Genomic DNA, 22,279 nt, shown 5'->3' on the forward strand with positions numbered 1-22,279 from the left:
CGTGATTCGCGATGAGCATGCGTGACCGTATCCAGACCGCCCTGCAGCCCCTCGATCCGCAACACGTCGAGGTGCTCGACGAGAGCCACATGCACAGCCGCGGGCTGGAGACCCACTTCAAGGTGGTGCTGGTCAGCCCGCAGTTCGCCGGGTTGAACGCGGTGAAGCGGCACCAGAAGGTATATGCCACCCTCGGTGGGTTGATGGGCGAGTTCCACGCCCTGGCGCTGCATACCTTCACCCCTGAGGAGTGGAGCCAGGCTGCGGTGCCGGCCTCGCCGACCTGCCGCGGCGGGAGCAAGCACGACATACCCTGAGACGGCGTCCGTCGCGGCGGGGTGCAGAGCCTGCCCCTGCTGCGCTAGACTACGCACCCAGCGCCGGCCTTCCGCCGGCGTTGTCGTTTCCATGGCGCCAGCGGCTGGCGCTTTTCGTTCCGGTCCGCCCTTTACGCGGGCGACCACCTGGAGGCTATATCCCCATGACATCCATCGTCGTGGCGGCGCTGTACAAGTTCGTGACTCTCGACGATTACGTGGCGCTGCGTGAACCCCTGCTGCAAACCCTGCTCGACAACGGTGTGAAAGGCACCTTGCTGCTGGCCGAGGAAGGCATCAACGGCACCGTCTCCGGTAGCCGCGAAGGCATCGATGCGCTGTTCGCCTGGCTGCGCAGCGATCCCCGGCTGGCCGATATCGAGCACAAGGAATCCTACTGCGACGAACAGCCGTTCTACCGCACCAAGGTCAAGCTGAAGAAGGAAATCGTCACCCTCGGCGTGCCTGGCGTCGATCCGAACAAGCAGGTCGGCCAGTATGTCGAGGCGAAGGACTGGAATGCCCTGATCAGCGATCCGGAAGTCCTGCTGATCGATACCCGCAACGACTACGAGGTGGCGATCGGCACCTTCGAGGGCGCGGTCGATCCGAAGACCAGGTCGTTCCGCGAGTTCCCCGAGTACATCAAGGCCCACTACGACCCGGCGCGGCACAAGAAGGTGGCGATGTTCTGCACCGGCGGCATCCGCTGCGAGAAGGCTTCCAGCTACATGCTCGGCGCCGGTTTCGAGGAGGTCTTCCACCTCAAGGGCGGCATCCTCAAGTACCTCGAAGAGGTGCCGCAGGAACAGAGCCTGTGGCGCGGCGACTGCTTCGTATTCGACAACCGCGTGACCGTGCGCCACGATCTTAGCGAGGGCGAGTACGATCAGTGCCACGCCTGCCGCAACCCGGTTTCGCTGGAGGACCGCCAGTCCGAGCACTACGTGCCCGGCATCAGCTGTCCGCACTGCTGGGACTCGCTGAGCGAGAAGACCCGCGCCGGCGCCCGCGAGCGGCAGAAACAGATCGAACTGGCGCGGCAGCGCAACCAGCCGCACCCGCTCGGTCGCGATCCGCGCCAGTCCACGCTGGAGAACTGAACCTTGGCCAAGGCCCGCCTGCTGTACGTGATGGACCCCATGTGCTCCTGGTGCTGGGGCTTCGCCCCGGTCGCCGAGGCGCTGTCCCGGCAGGCGGCCGCCGACGGCGTCGCTTTCCACCTGGTAGCCGGTGGCCTGCGCGCCGGCCACGGCGCGGCGCTCGACCCGAATACCCGCGGCTACATCCTCGGCCACTGGCAGACCGTGCAGCAGACCACCGGCCAGCCGTTCCGCTTCGACGACGCGTTGCCCGAAGGCTTCGTCTATGACACCGAGCCGGCCTGCCGGGCCCTGGTGGCGGCGCGCAGCCTCGACGAGGAAAGCGCCTGGCCGCTGGTAAGGGCGATCCAGCGGGCGTTCTACGCCGAGGGTCGCGATGTCACCCAGGCGGCGGTGCTCGCCGGCCTGGCGGAAGCGGTGGGGCTTCCGCGCATCGAGTTCGCCGCGGCCTTCGACAGCGGCGAGGCGCGTGACGCCACCGCCGCCGATTTCGCCTGGGTCCAGGACCTCGGCATCGCCGGGTTCCCGACCCTGCTGGCCGAACGCAACGGCCAACTGGCGTTGCTCACCAACGGCTACCAGCCGCTTGCCGAACTTTCACCCTTGCTCGGCCGCTGGCTGGAACGGGGCCGGCATGAGTGAGCGCGGAGACCGCCTGAGCTGGGCGGAGATTCGTCGACTCGCACTGCGCCACAAGAAAGCCCTGTTGTTCGCCAACCTGGTGGCGGTGCTGGCCACCCTCTGCACCGTGCCGATTCCCTTGCTGCTGCCGCTGCTGGTGGACGAAGTGCTGCTCGGCAAGGGTGACGGCGCGCTGCGTTTCATGGACCGCCTGTTGCCCGCCGACTGGCAGGTGGCGTTCGGCTACATCGGCCTGATGTTGGCGGCGACCCTTCTGTTGCGGGGGGCGGCGCTGGTATTCAACGTGCTCCAGGCGAAGCTGTTCGCGCGGCTGTCCAAGGACATCGTCTACCGCATCCGCCTGCGTCTGATCGAGCGCCTCCGGCATATCGCCCTGGGCGAATACGAAACCCTCGGCGGCGGGTCGATCAGCGCCCACCTGGTCACCGACCTGGATACCCTGGACAAGTTCGTCGGGGAAACCCTCAGCCGCTTCCTGGTCGCCTTGCTGACGCTGCTCGGCACCGCCGCGATCCTGGTCTGGATGCACTGGCAGCTGGCCTTGCTGATCCTGCTGTTCAACCCGCTGGTGATCTGGTCCACGGTGCAGCTGGGCAAGCGCGTCAAGCATCTCAAGAAGCTCGAGAACGACAGCACCGCGCGCTTCACCCAGGCGCTCACCGAGACCCTCGAGGCGATCCAGGAAGTCCGCGCCGGCAATCGCCAGGGCTATTTCCTCGGCCGCCTCGGCCACCGCGCCCAGGAGGTCCGCGACTACGCCGTGGCCTCGCAATGGAAGAGCGACGCCGCCGGGCGCGCCAGCGGCCTGCTGTTCCAGTTCGGCATCGACGTGTTCCGCGCCGCGGCGATGCTCACCGTGCTGCTCTCGGACCTGTCGATCGGCCAGATGCTCGCGGTGTTCAGCTACCTCTGGTTCATGATCGGTCCGGTCGAACAGCTGCTCGGCCTGCAATACGCCTACTACGCCGCTGGCGGCGCGTTGCAGCGGATCAACGAGTTGCTGGCGCGGGCCGACGAGCCGCGCTACCCGCCGCTGCGCGATCCGTTCGCCGGCCGCACGACCGTTGGCATCGAGGTGCGCGGGCTGGATTTCGCCTACGGCGAGGACAAGGTCCTGGAGCAGTTGGACCTGAACATCGGCGCCGGCGAGAAGGTTGCCCTGGTCGGCGCCAGCGGCGGCGGCAAGAGCACGCTGGTGCAACTGCTGCTCGGCCTCTACAGTGCGCAGCGCGGCAGCATCCGCTACGGCGGGGTGCCCCTGGAGGAAATCGGCCTGGACTGCGTGCGCGAACATGTCGCGGTGGTCCTCCAGCATCCGGCGCTGTTCAACGACAGCGTGCGGGCCAACCTGACCATGGGCCGCGAACGCAGTGACCAGGCCTGCTGGCGGGCTTTGCAGATCGCCCAGTTGGCCGACGGCGTGCGGCGCCTGCCGCAGGGGCTGGACACCGTGGTCGGGCGTTCCGGGGTGCGCCTGTCGGGCGGTCAGCGGCAGCGCCTGGCGATCGCCCGGATGATCCTCGCCGAGCCCAAGGTGGTGATCCTCGACGAGGCCACCTCGGCCCTCGACGCCGCTACCGAGTATGCCCTGCACCAGGCGCTCGGGGACTTCCTCGAAGGCCGCACCACATTGATCGTGGCCCATCGGCTGTCGGCGGTGAAGCAGGCCGACCGGGTCCTGGTCTTCGATGGCGGGCATATCGCCGAAGACGGCGATCACCAGCAACTGATCGCCGAAGGCGGCCTCTACGCCCGGCTCTACGGACATCTGCAACAGATGTGAGGCGCCAGGCTGTCGCCTGGCGGTTTTTCTCGTATATTCCATATAAGACATCCGGTTTTTATTGGCTGCGGCAATAAAAAACGCTGTCTGTTCCGCCAGGTGCAGGGCAGGTTCGGCAAACAGCCACTAGACTCCTACTGTTTGCCAGGTGTCCGCCTCCTCCAGCGTCGTGGCTGCCGGCAGGCAAGGCCTCGGGAGTTCTGCGACGGGATCTTGAGCGGCCGACAGGTGATGCAGTCAGGGGCGACGGAGACGGCGCCCGATCGCTTAGCGCCAGTTTGAATGGTAGATGGAATGAGGCAGAACCGGACTCTCGACAAGCCCCGCCTGCTCGGCCTGGTATGGCCCTTCATCGTCGTGGTGCTGCTGCAGGCCATGCTGGCGGGCGGCAGTCTCTACGTCCTCTCCGCAGTGCGCAGCTATGTCGGCGGCGAAAGCCTCTGGTCGAAGGGCCAGAAGGATGCCATCTACTACCTCACCCTCTATGCCGACTCACGCGCCGACGAAGACTTCCGCCGCTACGAGGAGGCCATCGCGATCCCCCTCGGCGACCGCGAGATGCGCCTTGCCCTGGACCAGCCCGACCCGGACATCGAGGCGGCCCGCCAGGGCATCCTCAAGGGCGGCAACCATGCCGACGACGTTACCGCGATCATCTGGCTGTACCGCAACTTCCACGACTTCAGTTACTTCGAGCGCGCCATCGAGCTGTGGCTGGTGGGCGACAAGTACGTCATGGAACTGATCGACGTCGCCGGCAAGATGCGCGCGGGCATCGGCGCCGGGCAGGCCAGCGCCGAGCAGGTGCAACAGTGGAAGACCGAGATCCACGCGATCAACGAGAAGGTCACGCCGGCGGCCAAGGCCTTCAGCGACGCCCTCGGCGAGGGCTCGCGGGCCTTGCTCAGGCTGCTGCTGGTGGCCAACCTGACCACCGCCAGCGTGCTCATCCTCCTGGCGTTCCTGCGGACCCGGCAGCAACTGACGCAGCGCCAGGAAGTGGAGAACGCCCTCGATGCCGAGCGCGAACGGGCCCAGATCACCCTGGCCTCGATCGGCGACGGAGTGATTACCGCCGATACCCAGGGGGGCATTTCCTACCTCAACCCGGCCGCCGAGCAGATGACCAACTGGACGCTGGACAAGGCCCGCGGCCTGCCCCTGGCGTCGCTGTTCCGGATCGTCGACGAAAGCTCGCGGGAGGAGGGCATGCTGCTGATCGAGCAGATCCTCAGCGGCGAGATCGACGGCGGTCGCGAGCATTCCAAGCTGGTTCTGCGTCACGACGGCAGCAGCGTGCCGGTGACCCTGGTGGGCGCGCCGATCCACCGTGGCGGCGAGATCACCGGGGTGGTCCTGGTGCTTCACGACATGACCCGCGAGCGCCAGTACATGGCGCGCCTGTCCTGGCAGGCGACCCACGATGCGTTGACCGGGCTGACCAACCGCCGCGAGTTCGAGTATCGCCTGCAGATAGCGCTGGAACGCCTGGAGCGCAACAGCGGGCGGCACGCCCTGATGTTCCTCGACCTGGACCAGTTCAAGCTGGTCAACGACACCTGCGGCCACGCCGCCGGCGACGAACTGCTGCGCCAGGTCTGTACCCTGCTGCAGCAAGGCTTGCGCGAGGGCGACACGCTGGCGCGGCTGGGCGGCGACGAGTTCGGCATCCTGCTGGAGAACTGTCCGGCGGAAAAAGCCGTGGAGATCGCCGACCATCTGCGCAAGACCATCCAGGACCTGCACTTCACCTGGAGCGGGCAGCCGTTCAACTGCACCGTCAGCGTTGGCCTGGTGCACCTGCTGCCGGGTATCTCGACCCTCGAGGAGGCGCTGCGCTCCGCCGATATGGCCTGCTACATGGCCAAGGAAAAGGGCCGCAACCGGGTCCAGGTGTTCCATCAGGACGACGTCGAACTATCGATGCGCTTTGGCGAGATGACCTGGGTCCAGCGCATCCACCTGGCGCTGGAGGAAGACCGCTTCAGTCTCTATGCCCAGCCCATCGTGCCGCTGGGCGAAGGTGCGGAGGAGGGCTTGCACGTCGAACTGCTGCTGCGCCTGCGCGACGAGGGCGGGCGCCTGGTGCCGCCGCTGAGCTTCATACCCGCCGCCGAGCGCTACGGCCTGATGACGCTGATCGATCGCTGGGTGGTGGAGAATGCCTTCCGCACCCTTGTCGAACGCGCCCAGGACCCTCGCGCCGAGCCGATCGGCACCTGCGCCATCAACCTCTCCGGCGCGACCATCGGCGACGAGTCGTTCCTGCAGTTCCTCACCGAGCTGTTCGCCCGTTACCGCATTCCGCCGCAGACGATCTGCTTCGAGGTCACCGAAACCGTGGCGGTTGCCAACCTGGCCAGCGCCATCCGCTTCATCAACGAGCTCAAGGACACCGGCTGTCGTTTCTCCCTGGACGATTTCTGCGCCGGCATGTCGTCCTTCATCTACCTCAAGCACCTGCCGGTGGATTACCTGAAGATCGATGGCAGCTTCGTCAAGGACATGCTCGAGGATCCCATCGATCGCGCCATGGTCCAGGTGATCAACCATATCGGCCACGTGATGGGCAAACGTACCATCGCGGAGTTCGTCGAGACCGTCGAAGTCATGGAAGCGCTGCGCGAGATCGGCATCGACTATGCCCAGGGCCTGGCCATCGGCGCGCCCCTGCCGTTCAGTCGCCAGCCTCCGGGGGCTGGAGTGGATGCCCAAGGCCTGTGGCCGAGCCTGGGACAGAACCTCCGGTAGGTGACCGCGGGGCGAAGAAAGAGTAGTTTCGCTGCTATGAGGCCGTTGCCGACAAGAAGAGAAGGGAGACGGGTGTGAGCGAGTTCTTTGACCGTACGGGCCCCTTGCAGGAGGCGGGAAGCTATCCGCAGTGGGCGCAGCAACTGATCGTCGACTGCCAGGCGAGCAAGGACCGGGTTTCCGGTCACGAGCTGTACCGGCGCATGCGCGACGCCGAGCTGAGCCCGGCGCTGATGCGCCTGTACCTGATCGGCGGCTGGCCGGTGGTCGAGCAGTTCCCCTTGTACATGTCGCAGAACCTGCTGAAGACCCGTTTCGCCCGCCATCCCGGCGAAGACATGGCGCGCCGCTGGCTGATGCGCAACATTCGGGTCGAACTCAACCACGCCGACTACTGGCTGCACTGGGCCGAGGCCCACGGCGTGAGCCTGGCCGAGATCCAGGCGCAAGACGTGCCGGCCGAACTGCACGCGCTCAGCCACTGGTGCTGGCACACCTGCGCCAGCGACTCACTGGCGGTGGCCATGGCCGCCACCAACTACGCCATCGAAGGCGTCACCGGCGAGTGGTCGGCGCTGGTCTGTTCGAACGGCGTCTACGAAAACGCCTTCCCCAAGGAAGGCCGCAAGCGCGCCATGAAGTGGCTCAAGCTCCACGCCCAGTACGACGATGCCCACCCCTGGGAGGCGCTGGAGATCATCTGCACCCTGGCCGGCACCAATCCCAGCGCCGAGCTGCGCCGGCAACTGCGCGACGCGATCTGCAAGAGCTACGACTACATGTACCTGTTCCTCGAGCGCTGCATGCAGCTGGAGGAGGCGCGCAGCGCCCGCAAGCTCGCGGTCGGCGCGGAGTAGTCTTGCGCGCAGCGGAATCCCGGCGTGTTCTGCCGGGATTCCGCCCGCTCCTCAGGGCACCAGGATGATCTTCTCGCAGGTGCCTTCGTTCACCGCCCGGTACTGCTCAACGCCCTGCTCCAGCGGGACTTCCCGCAGCCCGTCCGGCAGCGGCAGGCGGCCTTGGTCGAACAGCTTGCCGAAGGCGTCGAGGAAGCCTGNGCAGGCTTCCACGCCATAGAGCAGCGAGTTGATCCCCACCACCGAGCCACCGCGGCGGTACAGGTTCAATGCGGGTAGGCGCACATGGCCGTCGGCCGGTGCGGCGATGATCGCCAGGCGACCGAAGGCGGCCAGCGCCGGGACCGCCGCCTCGAGCCAGAAACCGGTCGTATCGAAGATCACCTCGGCCCCGCCGGGGAAGATCCCTTCCACCTGTGGCGCCAGTTCGGCCGGCTCGCCCAGCAGCAGCGCGGCGATGCCCTGCGTTTCCAGCGCCTGGCGTTGCTCCTCGCGCCGCACCGCGCCGATCGCTTCGGCCCCCAGGGCCTTGGCCAGCGCCAGCGCGGCCTTGCCGACCGCGCCGTTGGCGCCGATTACCAGGAGCCGGGTGCCGGCCTTGACCTGGCTGCGTTGCAGGGCGTCCCAGGCGGTGCTGTAGGGCACCCCGCAACTGGCGGCCTGGGCGAAGCTCAGGCTTTCCGGCTTGAGCGCGACGCCGGCGGCCGGCAGGGTCAGGAACTGCGCGTGGCTACCGTCGCGGAAGAATCCCGGCTCCCGCCCGGTGCCCCAGACCGCCTGGCCGAGCAGAGCCTTCGGTCCCTCCACCACCACCCCGGCGAAGTCGCGGCCCGGTACCCGGGGCAGGGTGGTATAGGGGAAGCGGCCGAGGACGTTCTTCACGTCGCTCGGATTCAGCCCGGCGGCGCGGATTTCCACCCGCACCTCATCGGCGGCGGGAAGCGGGTCGGGCATGTCCACCAGCTTGAGGGCGGCGAGGTCGCCGGTACGGTCGAATTGCAGTGCTTTCATCGGGGGCTCCGTGTCGTCGCGGCGATCAGTGCAGCCACTGCTGCAGCAGGTCGCGGCCAAGGGGGAAAAGCTGTTCGCCGAGCTGCATGCCAAGCAGGCCGACCAGGGCGATGGCGGGGGGCGCCGGCGAGCGGAAGTCGAGGACGGCGTAGAGCGCGCCGACCAGCAGGCCGATGCCGAGGGAGATCAGGTAGTTCATGGCGGCTGACAGGGACGGTGAACGATGGCACCAGTCTAGTTGGCCGAAAAAACATCTATCGGCCAATCACTATCGAATGCCGGTCAAGGCTGGAACGGCTGGTGATGCTCGGCCCTGTACTCGGTGGGAGAGACGCCCAGCTCGCGGCGGAACATGTCGCTGAAGGCGCTCGGCGTATATCCCAGGGCATGGGCGATGCCTGCCACCGGACGGCCATCGATCAGTGCGGCGGCGGCGGTCGCCAGCTGCACCTGCCGCCGCCAGTCGGCGAAGCCCATGCCCAGGCTGCGCTGGAACAGGCGCGAGAGGGTCCGCACGCTGGCCCCGGCGTCTTCGGCCAGGCGCTCCAGGCCGATGTCCAGGGAGGGATTGGCCATCACCGCCTGGCACAGCGCGAGCAGGCGCCTGTCGGAGGCGTCCGGCAGCGGTACGCGGAGGCTGGAACGGCGCGCGCGGCCGAGTTCGAGCACGGCGAGATCGGCCAGCGCCCGATAGTAGTCGGGGTCGCTCTGCCGTTCCTGCTCCACCAGGCTGACGATCAGCTCGCGCAGCAGCGGGCCGACCACCAGCACCAGGGTGCGGTCCTCCAGGCCGCGGGAGAGTTCCGGGCTCAGGTAGATGTTGCGCATCTGCAACTCGGAGGCGACCCGCACCGCATGGCGCAGGCCCGGAGGCAACCAGACCGCCCGTTGCGGCGGGACCGGCAGGGCCTCGTCGGGCGTCTCCAGCCACATCATCCCGGACACCGCATAGAGCACCTGGCCCCAGGCGTGCTCGTGGGCATCGACGCGGTGCCCGGCAGGATAGCTGCGGGCAACGCCGCGCAGGGGCCGGCGGCTGTCGCTCAGGTCGGGTGGGGCGGGTCGTGCCATGGGAATGCCGTCGCGGAGGAAAGACGCAGGTTAACCGCTTGACGCCGATCATGCAGCGCCGGCTTTCAGCGCAGCCGTGACAGCGCTGCTGGCAGCTTTTCGCACCGCACTGTAAAGATAACTTTACGAAGACCGGGCGTTCGCCATGCATGCCGCCGGCGCGTAAGGAATAGTTGCCAGAAACCCTGCGCCAGGCCCTGTGCCGGGCCCTGCCGACGGCTTGTCCGCCGCGCCGCCACGGGGTGAGATGAAGGCATCTCCCATGTCGTCGGCCGCCTGGACCGGCGGCGGTCCATTCAACAAGAACAACGAGGAGGCCGGATGAACGCCGTGGCCAAGATCGAACAGCACAATCCCATCGGTACCGACGGATTCGAATTCGTCGAGTTCACCGCCCCCGACGCCAAGGGCATCGAGCAGCTGCGCCAGCTGTTCAACATGATGGGCTTCACCGAAACCGCCAAGCATCGTTCCAAGGAAGTCTTCCTGTTCCAGCAGAACGATATCAACATCGTGCTCAACGGCAGCCCGACCGGGCATGTCCATGAATTCGCCCTCAAGCACGGCCCGAGCGCCTGCGCCATGGCCTTCCGGGTGAAGAACGCTTCCCAGGCCGCCGCCTACGCCGAATCCCAGGGCGCCAAGCTGGTGGGCAGCCACGCCAACTTCGGCGAGCTGAACATCCCCTGCCTGGAAGGCATCGGCGGTTCGCTGCTGTATCTTGTCGACCGCTACGGCGACCGCAGCATCTATGACGTCGACTTCGAGTTCATCGAAGGCCGCAGCGCCAACGACAACTCGGTCGGCCTGACCTACATCGACCACCTGACCCACAACGTCAAGCGCGGCCAGATGGACGTCTGGTCCGGTTTCTACGAGCGCATCGCCAACTTCCGCGAGATTCGCTACTTCGACATCGAAGGCAAGCTCACCGGCCTGTTCTCCCGCGCCATGACCGCACCTTGCGGGAAGATCCGCATCCCGATCAACGAGTCGGCCGACGATACCTCGCAGATCGAGGAATTCATCCGCGAATACCATGGCGAAGGCATCCAGCACATCGCCCTGACCACCGACGACATCTATGCCACCGTGCGCAAGCTGCGCGACAACGGCGTGAAGTTCATGTCGACCCCGGACACCTACTACGAGAAGGTCGACACCCGCGTCGCCGGGCATGGCGAGCCGCTCGAGCAACTGCGCGAACTGAACCTGCTGATCGACGGCGCCCCGGGCGACGACGGCATCCTGCTGCAGATCTTCACCGACACGGTGATCGGCCCGATCTTCTTCGAGATCATCCAGCGCAAGGGCAACCAGGGTTTCGGCGAGGGCAATTTCAAGGCCCTGTTCGAGTCCATCGAGGAAGACCAGATTCGCCGCGGCGTGATCTGATCCCGCTGCCGCCAGCCTCTTCCGGGGCTGGCGGTTTTCCTTGCGCTCCGCGTTTCCGTTCCAGCGGCGCCGATCGCGCCAGCCTTGCCCGCACCGCCGAGCCACGAGCCTGGCGGCCCATTCACGTCACGTACAACAACAAACAGGTGACGCATGATCCGTGAGTCCTTCCTTCGCCCAGCCGACCGCCCGCCGCCACGCGCCCCGCATGGCGCCCGCCGTGCGCCTGCCGCCTGAGCCGCACGGCCCCGTTTCGCCTCCGACAACAATAAATTTCCACTTGCGTGAGATAACTCAATGGACGGCCAACATCCGCATTCGGGCGAGCTCAAGCGCGGCCTGAAGAATCGTCACATCCAGTTGATCGCCCTCGGCGGCGCCATCGGCACCGGCCTGTTCCTCGGCTCGGCCGGGGTGCTCAAGTCGGCGGGCCCGTCGATGATCCTCGGCTACGCCATCGCCGGCTTCATCGCTTTCATGATCATGCGCCAGCTCGGCGAGATGATCGTCGAGGAGCCGGTCGCCGGCTCCTTCAGCCACTTCGCGCACAAGTACTGGGGCGGCTTCGCCGGCTTCCTCTCCGGCTGGAACTGCTGGGTGCTGTACATCCTGGTCGGGATGTCGGAACTGACCGCGGTCGGCAAGTACATCCACTACTGGTGGCCGGAGGTGCCGACCTGGGCCACGGCGGCGTTGTTCTTCGTCGTCGTCAACGCGATCAACCTGGCCAACGTCAAGGCCTTCGGCGAAGCCGAGTTCTGGTTCGCGATCATCAAGGTGGTTGCGATCATCGGCATGATCCTGCTCGGCTGCTACCTGCTGTTCAGCGGCAGCGGCGGTCCGCAGGCTTCGGTGAGCAACCTCTGGGCACACGGCGGTTTCTTCCCCAACGGAGTGAGCGGACTGGTGATGGCCATGGCGATCATCATGTTCTCCTTCGGTGGCCTGGAAATGCTCGGCTTCACCGCGGCCGAGGCGGACAAGCCGAGGACGGTGATCCCGAAGGCGATCAACCAGGTGATCTATCGCATCCTGATCTTCTACATCGGCGCCCTGGTCGTGCTGCTCTCGCTGACGCCCTGGGACAGCCTGCTGCAGACCCTCAACGCTTCCGGCGATGCCTACAGCGGCAGCCCGTTCGTGCAGATCTTCTCGATGATCGGCAGCGGCACCGCCGCGCACCTGCTGAACTTCGTGGTGCTCACCGCCGCACTGTCGGTGTACAACAGCGGCACCTATTGCAACGGCCGCATGCTTCTCGGCCTGGCCGAGCAGGGCGATGCCCCGCGCGCGCTGGCCAGGGTCGACAAGCGCGGCGTACCGGTACGCGCCCTGGTGGTATCGGCGCTGGTGACCTTCCTCGCGGTGGGGGTGAACTATGTGATCCCGCACCAGGCGCTGGAGCTGCTGATGTCGCTGGTGGTGGCGGCGCTGGTGATCAACTGGGCGATGATCAGCATGGCGCACCTGAAGTTCCGCGCGCAGATGGACCGCCAGGGCACCCGCACGCACTTCCGCGCGTTCTGGTATCCGTACGGCAACTACCTGTGCATGGCCTTCGTGGTGTTCATCCTCGGCGTCATGTTGCTGATCCCCGGCATCCAGGTCTCGGTCTATGCCATCCCGGTCTGGCTGCTGGTGATGTGGGCCTGCTACCGACTCAAGGGAGCCCCGCGGCCGATGCCGGGCCTGCGGGTGAAGCCGGTCACCGAGTGATCGATGGGGCGCCGGCGCGCAGAGGAGAGGGGAGCGCTCCTTTGCGTGTCCCGGCGGCCCACAAGACTTTTTCTAGGGGCGCCTGTCGTTGACGCGGCAGGTGCCGAATTCCTACAGTGGCAGCGCCATTTTTTCTCGTTAGAGGGATTTCCATGAAAAAAGCGCTCTGGCTGCTTCTGGCTGCCGTTCCCGTGGTCCTGGTCGCCTGCGGCGGCAGCGACGACGACAAGCAGACCGCCCAGGTCGATTACCTGGCCCTGCCGGGGGATGCCAAGCTGGATACCCGCAGCGTCGACTACAAGTGCGAGAACGGTCGCAAGTTCACCGTGCAGTACCTGAACAAGGGCGACAACAGCCTCGCCGTGGTGCCGGTCAGCGACAACTCGACGCTGGTCTTCAGCAATGTGATTTCCGCCTCCGGCGCCAAGTACGCCGCCGGCCAGTACATCTGGTGGACCAAGGGCGAGGAAGCCACCCTCTACGGCGACTGGAAGGGCGGCGAGCCCACCGACGGGGTCGCCTGCAAGGAGCGTTGAGTTCGACCTGGCGCCTTAGCCGAAATGAAGGAACCCGGCTGCGGCCGGGTTTCTTTTGGCCTGCTTTTCCGCTCGGCAAAGGGGTTATGCTGGCAGCCCCGTTGGTCCACCGTGCCGCCCCATGCTGATCATCTCCAATGCCGTCCACCTGCCCGACCATGAGATCGAGCTGAATGCCATTCGTGCCCAGGGCGCCGGCGGGCAGAACGTCAACAAGGTCTCCAGCGCGGTGCACCTGCGCTTCGACATCCAGGCCTCGTCGTTGCCGCCGTTCTACAAGGAGCGTCTGCTGGCACTGAACGACCAGCGCATCAGCGGCGACGGCGTGGTGGTGATCAAGGCCCAGCAGTACCGGACCCAGGAGCAGAACCGCGAGGATGCCCTGGAGCGCCTGGCGGAGTTGATCCGCAGCGTGGCCAAGGTGCAGAAGGCGCGGCGCCCGACCAAGCCTACGCGCGGCTCGCAGAAGCGCCGGCTGGACGGCAAGGCCAAGCGCGGCGCGGTGAAGGCCGGGCGCGGCAAGGTGGATTTCTGAGCCGGCCGGTCTTCGCGACGGATCAGCGTACGGCCTGGGCCACCGGCTGGCCGAGGCCGCGCTCGCGGTCGCGTTGCAGGCGATAGGCCTTGGCCGCGGCCGGGATCGCAGTGACCTGGCCGGTTTCCAGCCAGCGTCGCAGGCGCGTGGCGTCGGCGAAGTGGGTGTACTTGCCGAAGGCGTCCAGCACCACCAGATTGACCGGGCTGCGGTTGATCGTGGTGCGCATCACCAGGCAGTGGCCTGCCTCGTTGGTGAAGCCGGTCTTGGTCAACTGGATGTTCCAGGTCTTGTTGTTGATCAGGTGGTTGGTGTTGCGGAAGCCCAGGGTGTAGTTGGGGTGGCGGAAGGCCACGGTCTTCTCCGGAGTGGTGCTCCACTGACTGAGCAGCGGATATTGCCGGCTGGCCACCAGCAGGCGGGTGAGGTCGCGAGCGGTGGAGACGTTGTGCAGCGACAGCCCGGTCGGCTCGACGTAGCGGGTGTTCTTCATTCCCAGGGCGTGGGCCTTGGCGTTCATCGCCTTGACGAAGGCGTTCTTGCCGCCCGGATAGTTCTGCGCGAGGCTGGCGGCGGCGCGGTTCTCCGAGGACATCAGGGCGAGCAGGAGCATGTCCCGGCGGCTGATCTGGCTGCCGACCCGCACCCGGGAAAACACCCCGCGCATTTCGCTGGTCTCGCTGATGGCGATCGGCAGTACCTCGTCCAGCGGCAGTTTCGAGTCGAGCACGACCATGGCGGTCATCAGCTTGGTGATCGAGGCGATCGGCACCACCAGGTCGGGGTTGCGCGAGTAGAGCACCTTGCCGGTGTTCTGGTCGGTAACCAGCGCGCTGCCCGACGCCAGCTCCTGTTGCAGCGGCAGCCCGGCCTTGGGCGGCGGGGAAGCGGATACCGCGGTGGCAACGCTGAGGGACAGGAACAGGGTGACCAGTGACAGGAGACGGTTTCTCACGTGCGTTGCTCACTAAGACGAGAAAGTGGGGGCCGTGGGGCGCAGTGTGAACTGGTACCCATAATTGAGCATTTTATGCTCTTTTGTAGGAAAAGCACGTAGGGCTTTGAAAGTGCTGACTTATGGTTGGCCCGGTTCGGAGAGGTTCGGCGGATAACGCCTGTGGCGGTATTCGCCCTACGCCCACAAGGTCGTGGTGCGGTAGGGCGAATAACCGCAACGCGGTTATCCGCCGCCTCGGCGGGAGTGCGCGGCATTCGCTGGGGCGAAAAAAAGCCGGCCATCACAGCCGGCTCAGGGTAACCGTGAGGGTTCAGTCCGCGCAGACCTGGGCGATGGCTTGCGCCAGGCGGTCGAGGCGGCGCGCGTCGAGACCGGCGACGTTGGCCCGGCCGCTGGAGACCAGGTAAACGGCGTGCTCGTCGCGCAGCCGAGCGACCTGCTGCGGGCTCAGTCCGGTATAGGAAAACATCCCGCGTTGCGCGCCGACATGGGCGAAGCGCTCGGCCAGGCCGTGCGGCGCCAGGGCTTCGACCAGGCCGATGCGCAGGCTGGCGATGCGCGAGCGCATGCTTTCGACCTCTTCCTGCCAGAGTCCCTTCAACTCGCTGTCGCCGAGGATCGCCGCGACCACCTCGGCACCATGCGCCGGCGGGGTCGACCAGAGGTTGCGGGCGAGGAAGGCCAGTTGGCTACGCAGGTCGGTGAGCTTCTCGGCGTTCTGCGCGCAGACGATCAGCGCACCGACGCGGTCGCGGTACAGGCCGAAGTTCTTCGAGCAGGAACTAGTGACCAGCACCTCCGGCAGTTCGCCGGCGAACAGGCGTACCGCCCAGGCGTCTTCCTCGAGACCGTCGCCGAAGCCCTGGTAGGCGAAGTCGATCAGCGGCAGCAGCTCGCGGCGACGCACCACGTCGAGCACCCTGCGCCAGTCGTCGTGGCTCAGGTCGAAACCGGTCGGGTTGTGGCAGCAGGCATGCAGCAGCACCACGTCTCCCTGGGGAATGCGCTCCAGGCCAGCAAGCATCGCCTCGACATCCAGGCGGTTGTCGGCGCTGACGTAGGGGTAGTGGGAAACCTTCAGGCCGGCGGCGGCGAACAGGGTCTCGTGGATCGGCCAGGTCGGGTCGCTCAGCCAGATGCCGCGGCCGGGCAGGCAATGGGCGATGAAGTCGCCGGCCAGGCGCAAGGCGCCGGTGCCGCCGGGCGTCTGGGTGGCGTCGGCGCGTTGCTCCAGCAACAGCGGCGAGGCGGCGCCGAGCGCCAGTTCCGCCAGGCGCGCGGCGAACAGCGCATCGCCGTGGCCGCCGACGTAGCTCTTGGTGGTTTCCTGCTCGACCAGGCGCTGCTCGGCGAGTTTCACCGAGCGCAGGATCGGGGTCAGGCCCTGGGCATCCTTGTAGACACCGACGCCGAGGTCCAGCTTGTCCGCGCGCGGATCGTTGCGGTAGGCGTCGAGCAGGCCCAGGATCGGGTCGCCCGGTACGCGGGCGACCTTGGCGAAATGACTCATTTGCGCCCCTCGGCGGTTTTCGCTACCTCATCGGTGCGCGCCGCCATGATGAAATCGTTGCGGTGCAGGCCCTTGATCGAGTGGCTCCACCAGGTCACGGTGACTTTGCCCCACTCGGTCAGCAGGCCCGGATGGTGGCCTTCGGCCTCGGATATCTCGCCGACGGCATTGGTGAAGGCCAGGGCATGCTTGAAGTTCTTGAACAGGTAGACCTTCTCTAGCTGCATGATGCCGTCGCGGACTTCGATGTTCCAATCCGGGATCTGCCGCAGCAGCACGGGCAGTTCTTCGTCGCTGACGTGCGGGGCGTCTGCGCGGCAGGCTTCGCAATGGGCTTGGGTGAGTGCGGTCATGGTGGGAGTCCTTGGTTGTCGCATGTGGGAGCGGCGGACGGGCCGTGCCCGTCCACCATAGTACAAGGCCGCCGCGGGGTCAGCCGCGGCGGCGGCGTTTCTCGTCAGGCCGCCTGCTTGGGCGGGAACAGCGGCGCGTGCAGGCCCAGGCGCATGGCCTCGTGGACCAGCGCCATGATGTCTTCCTGGGCCAGTTGGAACAGGCGCTTGAGGTCGGGCAGGACGAAATAGAGCGGTTGCAGGATGTCGATGCGGTAGGGCGTGCGCATCGCCTCCAGCGGATTGAAGGCCTGGTGCAGCGGCTCGTCGGAGAGGCTGTAGACGGTCTCCTTCGGCGAGGAGAGGATGCCGCCGCCGTAGATGCGCTTGCCCTGGTCGGTCTCGACCAGGCCGAACTCGATGGTCATCCAGTACAGGCGGGCGAGGAACACGCGTTCCTCCTTGCTCGCCTTGAGGCCGAGCTTGCCGTAGGTATGGGTGAACTCGGCGAACCAGGGGTTGGTCAGCAGTGGGCAGTGGCCGAAGATCTCGTGGAAGATGTCCGGCTCCTGCAGGTAGTCCAGTTCTTCCGGGGTGCGGATGAAGGTGGCGACGGGGAATTGCTGGCTGGCCAGCAGTTCGAAGAAGGTCTGGAACGGAATCAGCGCCGGAACCCGCGCCACGCGCCAGCCGGTGGTGGCCTGGAGAACCCTGTTGATCTCGTCGAGCTGGGGGATCCGGTCGTGGGGCAGGCCGAGCTGTTCGATGCCGTCGAGGTATTCCTGACAGGCGCGGCCTTCGATCACCTTCAGTTGCCGGGTGATCAGGGTATTCCAGACCTGGTGCTCGGTTTCCGGATAGTGGATGAAACCGTTGTCGTCGGGCTGGCGGGCCACGTACTGCGTCGTTTTCATACGGACTCCATGAGCGGCTTGTGGCCGCGGGGTCTTTGTTGTTGTCGTTGCCTTATCGATACCGCGTCGGGACGGTCCGTGCAGCCCCGGATAGGGACCGGGCAACGGGGAGGAATCGGCGTTTTCGTAAAGTTTTCCTTACGAATTGGCCTGGGTCGCCTGTCCATTGGGTCAGGCATTGTTGCTGGTGAGTCTAACTGTCACATATTCTTGACGGAAATTTCCGGCCGGGAGTTAAAAAACCGGCCGCGAGCCCATCAGAACGACAACACCGGGCCACGCCATGCGTATCAAAGTGCACTGCCAGAACCGTGTAGGCATCCTCCGCGACATCCTCAACCTGCTGGTCGACTACGGCATCAACGTCAATCGCGGCGAAGTCGGCGGCGACCAGGGCAACGCCATCTACCTGCTCTGTCCGAACATGATCAACCTCCAGTTGCAGTCGCTGCGGCCCAAGCTGGAGGCGGTGCCGGGGGTCTTCGGGGTCAAGCGCGTCGGCCTGATGCCCAGCGAGCGCCGGCACCTGGAACTCAACGCGCTGCTCGCCGCCCTGGACTTCCCGGTGCTCTCGGTGGACATGGGCGGGCAGATCGTCGCCGCCAACCGTGCCGCCGCGCAGTTGCTCGGCGTGCGCGTCGACGAGGTGCCGGGGATTCCGCTGTCGCGCTATGTGGAGGACCTCGACCTGCCCGAACTGGTGCGCGCCAACAAGGCGCGGATCAACGGGCTGCGGGTGAAGGTGAAGGGCGACGTGTTCCTCGCCGACATCGCGCCGCTGCAATCCGAGCACGACGAGAGCGAGGCGCTGGCTGGAGCGGTGCTGACCCTGCATCGCGCGGATCGCGTCGGCGAGCGCATCTACCATGTGCGCAAGCAGGAGCTGCGTGGCTTCGACAGTATCTTCCAGAGTTCGCGGGTAATGGCCGCGGTGGTCCGCGAGGCGCGGCGCATGGCGCCGCTGGACGCGCCGCTGCTGATCGAGGGCGAGACCGGCACCGGCAAGGAGCTGCTGGCGCGCGCCTGCCACCTGGCCAGCCCGCGCGGGCAGTCGCCGTTCATGGCGTTGAACTGCGCCGGCCTGCCGGAATCCATGGCCGAGACCGAGCTGTTCGGCTATGGTCCGGGAGCCTTCGAGGGCGCCCGCCCGGAGGGCAAGCTCGGCCTGCTGGAGCTTACCGCCGGCGGCACGCTGTTCCTCGACGGCGTCGGCGAGATGAGCCCGCGCCTGCAGGCCAAGCTGTTGCGCTTCCTGCAGGACGGCTGTTTCCGCCGGGTCGGCAGCGACGAGGAGGTGTACCTGGACGTGCGGGTGATCTGCGCCACCCAGGTAGACCTGTCCGAACTCTGCGCCAAGGGCGAATTCCGCCAGGACCTCTATCACCGTCTCAATGTGCTCTCGCTGCACATCCCGCCGCTGCGCGAGTGCCTGGATGGCCTGGCGCCGCTCGCCGAGCATTTCCTCGACCAGGCCAGCCGGCAGATCGGCTGCGGCCTGCCGAAGCTTTCCGCGCAGGCGCTGGAACGTCTCGAACGCTACCACTGGCCGGGCAATGTGCGGCAATTGGAAAACGTGCTGTTCCAGGCGGTTTCGCTGTGCGAAGGGGGAACGGTCAAGGCCGAGCACATCCGCCTGCCGGACTACGGCGCGCCGCAGCCGCTGGGGGATTTTTCCCTGGAAGGAGACCTCGACGCCATCGTCGGGCGCTTCGAGAAGGCGGTGCTGGAGCGCCTGTTCCGCGAACATCCGAGCAGCCGCCAGTTGGGCAAGCGCCTCGGCGTTTCGCATACCACGGCGGCGAACAAGCTGCGCCAGCATGGCGTGGGGCAAGGCGAGGGCTGAGCGGCATGCTTACCGGTTTGTTGCAGGCTGGGAAAGAAACGGTGGAGGCGTCGGCCCTCGTGAAAGGGCGGCAGCACGATGAGGCGTGGGGAAGACGGCCAGGATGTTCGCCGAGGGGCGGGATTGTCGCCGCCGAGTACACAATGATCGCGCCGGATGGGCGAGCTGCCCCTCGTGGCGCGATCCTTCGGAGGTCGACCCGGAGGTCGAGCAGAGTTTAGCCGCCAGTGCAGCCGTTGCCCCAGACCTGATATTCGACGGTATGTTTCTGGCCGTTCGAATCTTCGTAGGTCATGCGTGCGGGAACGATGCCGCAGGCATTGGAAGTGTCGGTTGAAGATATAACGCGAGCCACATCCAGTTGCATGCCATAGGCATATTCTTCAACAGCGTTTTCCTGCTGGCTGGCAGGTTGATCCTGGGCGCCAGCCGCCATCACCAGCGGCGAGCAGGCGAACAGGGCCATCAGGGCGAAAGCCTTCATTACTATTTACCTGAGTAGTTTCTGAGTGGGTACGATCTGCCGTCGGAAGACAGGCGGACAGGTCACCGGGGCAACTCGATAAACAAGGCTGGGTAAGTAAGTCTGCAATCAAGTTGCGGAGTCGAAGTTCAACGGGAGTTAACTTCGGCTGTTGGGTTTATTGTAAGTTGGGATAGGCTGCGACATATAGACTCAGTCAAGACAAGAACCTTGTACGGATCGGTAACAATATCCCTGTGGCCTTCTGCGCCGCGGCTTTGCGACCGGCTCACGGGTTTCTTTCCTGGCCCAGGGGCGATTGCGGGTCGAGCAGGGCGCTGCGAATGAAGTGCAGGTAGCTGAGCACCCGTCGCAGCGGCGAGGTATCGAACTGCGGTGCGCGCGGCTCCGGCGCCGCCCGTACCGCCATGATCGCCTGGTTCACCGCGTGCAGGGCGCGCTGGCGGTTGCTCGGCCCGGGTTGCAGGAACAGCCGGATCAGCGCCCGGCCCATCAGGCGGATCGCCCGGCGCCAGGCGGTGCGTTCGGCGTAGCAGGGCTCCTGGGGCAGGCGTTGCTGTTCGAGGCGCAGCTCGATGATCGCCTGGCCGACCTCCAGCACCAGGAACATCCAGCCCAGCAACCGGCGTTGCACGTCCGGGCGGCCGGCGGAGAAGGTGTAGGCCTGGTTCAGCAGGTCGCGGGTGCCGCTTTCGAAACCGGAGACCAGGCCCTTGCTCTTGCCGCTGATGGCGAACACCACCCGCTCGCGCAGGTCGTGCTCCAGGCGCTTCCACATCCACGGCCGGTTCGGCGGCAGGATCACCATGGCGGCGACCGTGGCGAGGACCATCGACAAGAGTAGTGCCAGGTATTCGTTGAAGAAGGCCAGGGCGTCGTAGCGCGCCATGTTGGCCGGCAGCGAGGCGAAGCAGAACCACACCAGTAGGCCGACGCCGTAGCCGTTCCACTGCGGCCGCCAGAGCAGCAGGGCGCCGACCGCGAAGACCGGCAGCAGGCAGCAGAGCAGCATCGGGAAACCGTCCACGTGGGGTAGCAGGTAGAGCAGCACGAACAGCCCGGTGCAGGCCCCGGCGAGGGTCCCGAGGGTGAGTTGCAGCGACAACCGGCCGGGATTCGGCGAGGTCGAGGAGAGCGCCGAGATCAGTACCGCGGTGAGGGCGAAGGTGCCGCCGTGGGGCCAGGAGGTCTGGATCCAGAACGTGCCGAGCAGGCCGATCATCAGCGCGCTGCGCGCTCCGGCGACCAGCGCGGCGACCGGGTTGGCGCGGGCGACGAAGCTTTCCTTCCATTGCTCGCGGGCATGGTGGTGTTCGGCCAGGGAAGCGTGGGTCAGGGCGTAGTTGTGCAGGTCGTCGGTGAAACGGAAGGCCAGTTCGGCAGCGGTGTTGAAATCCAGCAGGTCGTTCTCGCCGGGGCGCTGCTCCACCAGGCGCTGGCGGGCCTGGCGGATGTTCTGCATCAGTTCCGGCTTGTAGGCCTCGATGCGTTCGGCCAGGCGCGCGGCGTCGGCGTCGGTGGGCGTCCGTTCGCGAATCGGCGCGAGCAGCCCGGCAAGCTCCGCCAGGCAGGGCGCCAGGACCTCCAGGACATTCTGCGCCCCGCGCCCGCGCAGGCGTTCGAGCAGGCGGTGGAGGCCGTGGAAGCGACTGGTCATGACCATGAATTCGTTGTTCAGGCGAATCAGCCGGCCGCTGCGCAGGCGCATGTGCGGATCTTCGAAAGTAGTGGCGCTGCGCAGGTTTTCCAGGCCCACGGACTGGGCGACGAAGCGCGCGCTGAGCTCGCCGAAGCGCTCGCCGTCGAGGCTGCCCTGCAGGCCTTCGGCGGCGAACCCGGCGAAGTCGCGGAAGCGCCCGTAGAGTGTGTTGCGCAGGGCGGCGCCGCTGGTCTGCGGCAGGAAGATGGCGCTGACGGTACCGGTGCAGAGGATGCCCAGGGATATTTCCAGGACCCGCCACAGCGCCGCCATGAAGGCGCCTTCCGGGTGCGCGGTGGCTGGAATCCCGATCATGGTCGCGGTGTAGCCGGCGAGTACGCAGGCGTAGCCGCGGAAATCGCGGTAGCGCGCGGCGCCGGCGGTGCACAGGCCGACCCAGAGCGCCAGGCAGGCGAGGAACAGCACGCGCTCCTGGGCGAACAGGGCGATCAGAGTGACCATCACGCTGAGGCCGATCAGGGTTCCGACGATGCGGTAGAAGCTCTTGGCCAGGACCTGCCCGCTCTGCGTCTGCATGACGATGAAGACCGTCACCAGCACCGTGCTCGGCTGCGGCAGTTCCAGGCGATAGGCCAGCCACAGGGCGAGGCTGGCGGTGAGCAGGGCCTTGAACACGAAGACCCAGGCGACGCCGTCGCTACGCGCCCATTCGAGCAGGGCGCGGCGCAATTCGTCGGGGCTGGGAAAGAACGCGAGGGGAGCCGGTGGAACCAGGGGGAGACCTTTCCGGGTGGCGCGGGGCACTGCTGCGAATCCTGAACGACGGCGAGGGGAGGCCGAAACGGCTGGGAATTCTAGGAG

At 66.3% G+C, this 22,279-nt stretch carries 20 protein-coding genes; 11 read left to right on the top strand and 9 right to left on the bottom strand.

Annotated features, from left to right (window positions below):
• Positions 1 to 11: 11 nt before the first annotated feature.
• The 6 genes from ACTJJX_RS22225 (at position 12) to ACTJJX_RS22250 (ending at position 7,453) form a co-directional block, all read left to right on the top strand.
• On the top strand, positions 12 to 317 hold the full coding sequence (locus tag ACTJJX_RS22225; RefSeq protein ID WP_003114234.1) for a BolA family protein: 306 nt from the start codon (positions 12 to 14) through the stop codon (positions 315 to 317).
• A 164-nt stretch (positions 318 to 481) separates the two neighbouring features.
• Positions 482 to 1,420, top strand: a complete 939-nt coding sequence (gene trhO / locus ACTJJX_RS22230) for an oxygen-dependent tRNA uridine(34) hydroxylase TrhO (RefSeq protein ID WP_003085861.1) — start codon at positions 482 to 484, stop codon at positions 1,418 to 1,420.
• 39 nt (positions 1,421 to 1,459) lie between these two features.
• Positions 1,460 to 2,062 carry a DsbA family protein gene (locus ACTJJX_RS22235; RefSeq protein WP_003145641.1) on the top strand — a complete coding sequence of 201 codons (603 nt, stop codon included), beginning with the start codon at positions 1,460 to 1,462 and terminating at the stop codon, positions 2,060 to 2,062.
• Positions 2,055 to 3,845, top strand: coding sequence for an ABC transporter ATP-binding protein (locus ACTJJX_RS22240; protein WP_016851923.1), 1,791 nt, complete (start codon positions 2,055 to 2,057; stop codon positions 3,843 to 3,845). Before ACTJJX_RS22235 ends, ACTJJX_RS22240 begins: the two co-directional genes overlap by 8 nt.
• Positions 3,846 to 4,139: 294 nt before the next feature.
• Positions 4,140 to 6,596: an EAL domain-containing protein gene (locus ACTJJX_RS22245; protein WP_023082712.1), complete on the top strand. Its 2,457-nt coding sequence runs from the start codon at positions 4,140 to 4,142 to the stop codon at positions 6,594 to 6,596.
• 74 nt (positions 6,597 to 6,670) lie between these two features.
• Complete coding sequence (locus ACTJJX_RS22250; protein ID WP_003106577.1) at positions 6,671 to 7,453, top strand: TenA family transcriptional regulator; 783 nt, start codon at positions 6,671 to 6,673, stop codon at positions 7,451 to 7,453.
• Positions 7,454 to 7,504: 51 nt separating this feature from the next.
• On the opposite strand, the gene ACTJJX_RS22255 is transcribed toward ACTJJX_RS22250, so the two are convergent.
• The 3 genes from ACTJJX_RS22255 to ACTJJX_RS22265 all read right to left on the bottom strand — a co-directional run bounded on the left by ACTJJX_RS22255 (position 7,505) and on the right by ACTJJX_RS22265 (position 9,535).
• Entirely contained in the window at positions 7,505 to 8,464 is a 960-nt protein-coding gene (locus ACTJJX_RS22255) for a quinone oxidoreductase family protein (protein ID WP_440782021.1), read from the bottom strand.
• Between the two features lie 25 nt (positions 8,465 to 8,489).
• A complete protein-coding gene (locus ACTJJX_RS22260) occupies positions 8,490 to 8,663 on the bottom strand; it encodes a DUF1427 family protein (protein WP_003106572.1) in 174 nt (57 codons plus the stop codon).
• 83 nt (positions 8,664 to 8,746) lie between these two features.
• On the bottom strand, positions 8,747 to 9,535 hold the full coding sequence (locus tag ACTJJX_RS22265) for an AraC family transcriptional regulator (protein WP_003106570.1): 789 nt from the start codon (positions 9,533 to 9,535) through the stop codon (positions 8,747 to 8,749).
• A 321-nt stretch (positions 9,536 to 9,856) separates the two neighbouring features.
• On the opposite strand from ACTJJX_RS22265, the gene hppD reads away from it, so the two are divergent.
• The 4 genes from hppD (at position 9,857) to arfB (ending at position 13,717) form a co-directional block, all read left to right on the top strand.
• Entirely contained in the window at positions 9,857 to 10,930 is a 1,074-nt protein-coding gene (hppD, locus tag ACTJJX_RS22270; protein ID WP_003117128.1) for a 4-hydroxyphenylpyruvate dioxygenase, read from the top strand.
• A 297-nt stretch (positions 10,931 to 11,227) separates the two neighbouring features.
• On the top strand, positions 11,228 to 12,646 hold the full coding sequence (locus ACTJJX_RS22275) for an amino acid permease (RefSeq protein WP_016851920.1): 1,419 nt from the start codon (positions 11,228 to 11,230) through the stop codon (positions 12,644 to 12,646).
• Between the two features lie 152 nt (positions 12,647 to 12,798).
• Positions 12,799 to 13,182 carry a lysozyme inhibitor gene (locus ACTJJX_RS22280; protein WP_003085889.1) on the top strand — a complete coding sequence of 128 codons (384 nt, stop codon included), beginning with the start codon at positions 12,799 to 12,801 and terminating at the stop codon, positions 13,180 to 13,182.
• Positions 13,183 to 13,303: 121 nt separating this feature from the next.
• Positions 13,304 to 13,717 (top strand): alternative ribosome rescue aminoacyl-tRNA hydrolase ArfB, encoded by a 414-nt coding sequence (gene arfB / locus ACTJJX_RS22285; RefSeq protein WP_003105972.1) that lies wholly within the window; start codon positions 13,304 to 13,306, stop codon positions 13,715 to 13,717.
• Positions 13,718 to 13,739: 22 nt separating this feature from the next.
• Here arfB and pbpG read toward each other — a convergent pair whose 3' ends face one another.
• From pbpG to phhA, 4 genes are all read right to left on the bottom strand, one after another.
• A complete protein-coding gene (pbpG, locus tag ACTJJX_RS22290) occupies positions 13,740 to 14,672 on the bottom strand; it encodes a D-alanyl-D-alanine endopeptidase (protein WP_003114239.1) in 933 nt (310 codons plus the stop codon).
• Positions 14,673 to 14,985: 313 nt separating this feature from the next.
• Entirely contained in the window at positions 14,986 to 16,185 is a 1,200-nt protein-coding gene (locus tag ACTJJX_RS22295) for an amino acid aminotransferase (RefSeq protein ID WP_009876008.1), read from the bottom strand.
• Positions 16,182 to 16,538 carry a 4a-hydroxytetrahydrobiopterin dehydratase gene (locus ACTJJX_RS22300; RefSeq protein WP_003085898.1) on the bottom strand — a complete coding sequence of 119 codons (357 nt, stop codon included), beginning with the start codon at positions 16,536 to 16,538 and terminating at the stop codon, positions 16,182 to 16,184. The genes ACTJJX_RS22295 and ACTJJX_RS22300 overlap by 4 nt, the downstream gene beginning before the upstream one ends.
• Positions 16,539 to 16,642: 104 nt before the next feature.
• Positions 16,643 to 17,431 carry a phenylalanine 4-monooxygenase gene (gene phhA, locus ACTJJX_RS22305; protein ID WP_003105977.1) on the bottom strand — a complete coding sequence of 263 codons (789 nt, stop codon included), beginning with the start codon at positions 17,429 to 17,431 and terminating at the stop codon, positions 16,643 to 16,645.
• Between the two features lie 283 nt (positions 17,432 to 17,714).
• Between phhA and ACTJJX_RS22310 the strand changes: the two genes are divergently transcribed.
• A complete protein-coding gene (locus ACTJJX_RS22310; protein WP_003105980.1) occupies positions 17,715 to 19,274 on the top strand; it encodes a sigma-54-dependent phenylalanine hydroxylase transcriptional regulator PhhR in 1,560 nt (519 codons plus the stop codon).
• Positions 19,275 to 19,491: 217 nt separating this feature from the next.
• On the opposite strand, the gene ACTJJX_RS22315 is transcribed toward ACTJJX_RS22310, so the two are convergent.
• Together ACTJJX_RS22315 and ACTJJX_RS22320 are read right to left on the bottom strand one after the other, a co-directional pair.
• A complete protein-coding gene (locus ACTJJX_RS22315) occupies positions 19,492 to 19,758 on the bottom strand; it encodes a DUF2790 domain-containing protein (protein WP_003085904.1) in 267 nt (88 codons plus the stop codon).
• A 268-nt stretch (positions 19,759 to 20,026) separates the two neighbouring features.
• Positions 20,027 to 22,222 (bottom strand): FUSC family protein, encoded by a 2,196-nt coding sequence (locus tag ACTJJX_RS22320; RefSeq protein WP_003105982.1) that lies wholly within the window; start codon positions 22,220 to 22,222, stop codon positions 20,027 to 20,029.
• Between the last annotated feature and the right edge of the window lie 57 nt (positions 22,223 to 22,279).

Source organism: Pseudomonas sp. 22490 (genome assembly GCF_052044465.1).
In the GTDB taxonomy this organism is placed as follows: domain Bacteria; phylum Pseudomonadota; class Gammaproteobacteria; order Pseudomonadales; family Pseudomonadaceae; genus Pseudomonas; species Pseudomonas aeruginosa.

What these genes read in the sequence shown, in the direction of transcription:
- ACTJJX_RS22225 (WP_003114234.1), top strand. Translation starts at nt 12, where the DNA reads ATGAGCATGCGTGACCGTATCCAGACCGCCCTGCAGCCCCTCGATCCG.
- trhO (WP_003085861.1), top strand. Translation starts at nt 482, where the DNA reads ATGACATCCATCGTCGTGGCGGCGCTGTACAAGTTCGTGACTCTCGAC.
- ACTJJX_RS22235 (WP_003145641.1), top strand. Translation starts at nt 1,460, where the DNA reads ATGTGCTCCTGGTGCTGGGGCTTCGCCCCGGTCGCCGAGGCGCTGTCC.
- ACTJJX_RS22240 (WP_016851923.1), top strand. Translation starts at nt 2,055, where the DNA reads ATGAGTGAGCGCGGAGACCGCCTGAGCTGGGCGGAGATTCGTCGACTC.
- ACTJJX_RS22245 (WP_023082712.1), top strand. Translation starts at nt 4,140, where the DNA reads ATGAGGCAGAACCGGACTCTCGACAAGCCCCGCCTGCTCGGCCTGGTA.
- ACTJJX_RS22260 (WP_003106572.1), bottom strand. Translation starts at nt 8,663, where the DNA reads ATGAACTACCTGATCTCCCTCGGCATCGGCCTGCTGGTCGGCGCGCTC.
- ACTJJX_RS22265 (WP_003106570.1), bottom strand. Translation starts at nt 9,535, where the DNA reads ATGGCACGACCCGCCCCACCCGACCTGAGCGACAGCCGCCGGCCCCTG.
- hppD (WP_003117128.1), top strand. Translation starts at nt 9,857, where the DNA reads ATGAACGCCGTGGCCAAGATCGAACAGCACAATCCCATCGGTACCGAC.
- ACTJJX_RS22275 (WP_016851920.1), top strand. Translation starts at nt 11,228, where the DNA reads ATGGACGGCCAACATCCGCATTCGGGCGAGCTCAAGCGCGGCCTGAAG.
- ACTJJX_RS22280 (WP_003085889.1), top strand. Translation starts at nt 12,799, where the DNA reads ATGAAAAAAGCGCTCTGGCTGCTTCTGGCTGCCGTTCCCGTGGTCCTG.
- arfB (WP_003105972.1), top strand. Translation starts at nt 13,304, where the DNA reads ATGCTGATCATCTCCAATGCCGTCCACCTGCCCGACCATGAGATCGAG.
- ACTJJX_RS22295 (WP_009876008.1), bottom strand. Translation starts at nt 16,185, where the DNA reads ATGAGTCATTTCGCCAAGGTCGCCCGCGTACCGGGCGACCCGATCCTG.
- ACTJJX_RS22300 (WP_003085898.1), bottom strand. Translation starts at nt 16,538, where the DNA reads ATGACCGCACTCACCCAAGCCCATTGCGAAGCCTGCCGCGCAGACGCC.
- phhA (WP_003105977.1), bottom strand. Translation starts at nt 17,431, where the DNA reads ATGAAAACGACGCAGTACGTGGCCCGCCAGCCCGACGACAACGGTTTC.
- ACTJJX_RS22310 (WP_003105980.1), top strand. Translation starts at nt 17,715, where the DNA reads ATGCGTATCAAAGTGCACTGCCAGAACCGTGTAGGCATCCTCCGCGAC.
- ACTJJX_RS22315 (WP_003085904.1), bottom strand. Translation starts at nt 19,758, where the DNA reads ATGAAGGCTTTCGCCCTGATGGCCCTGTTCGCCTGCTCGCCGCTGGTG.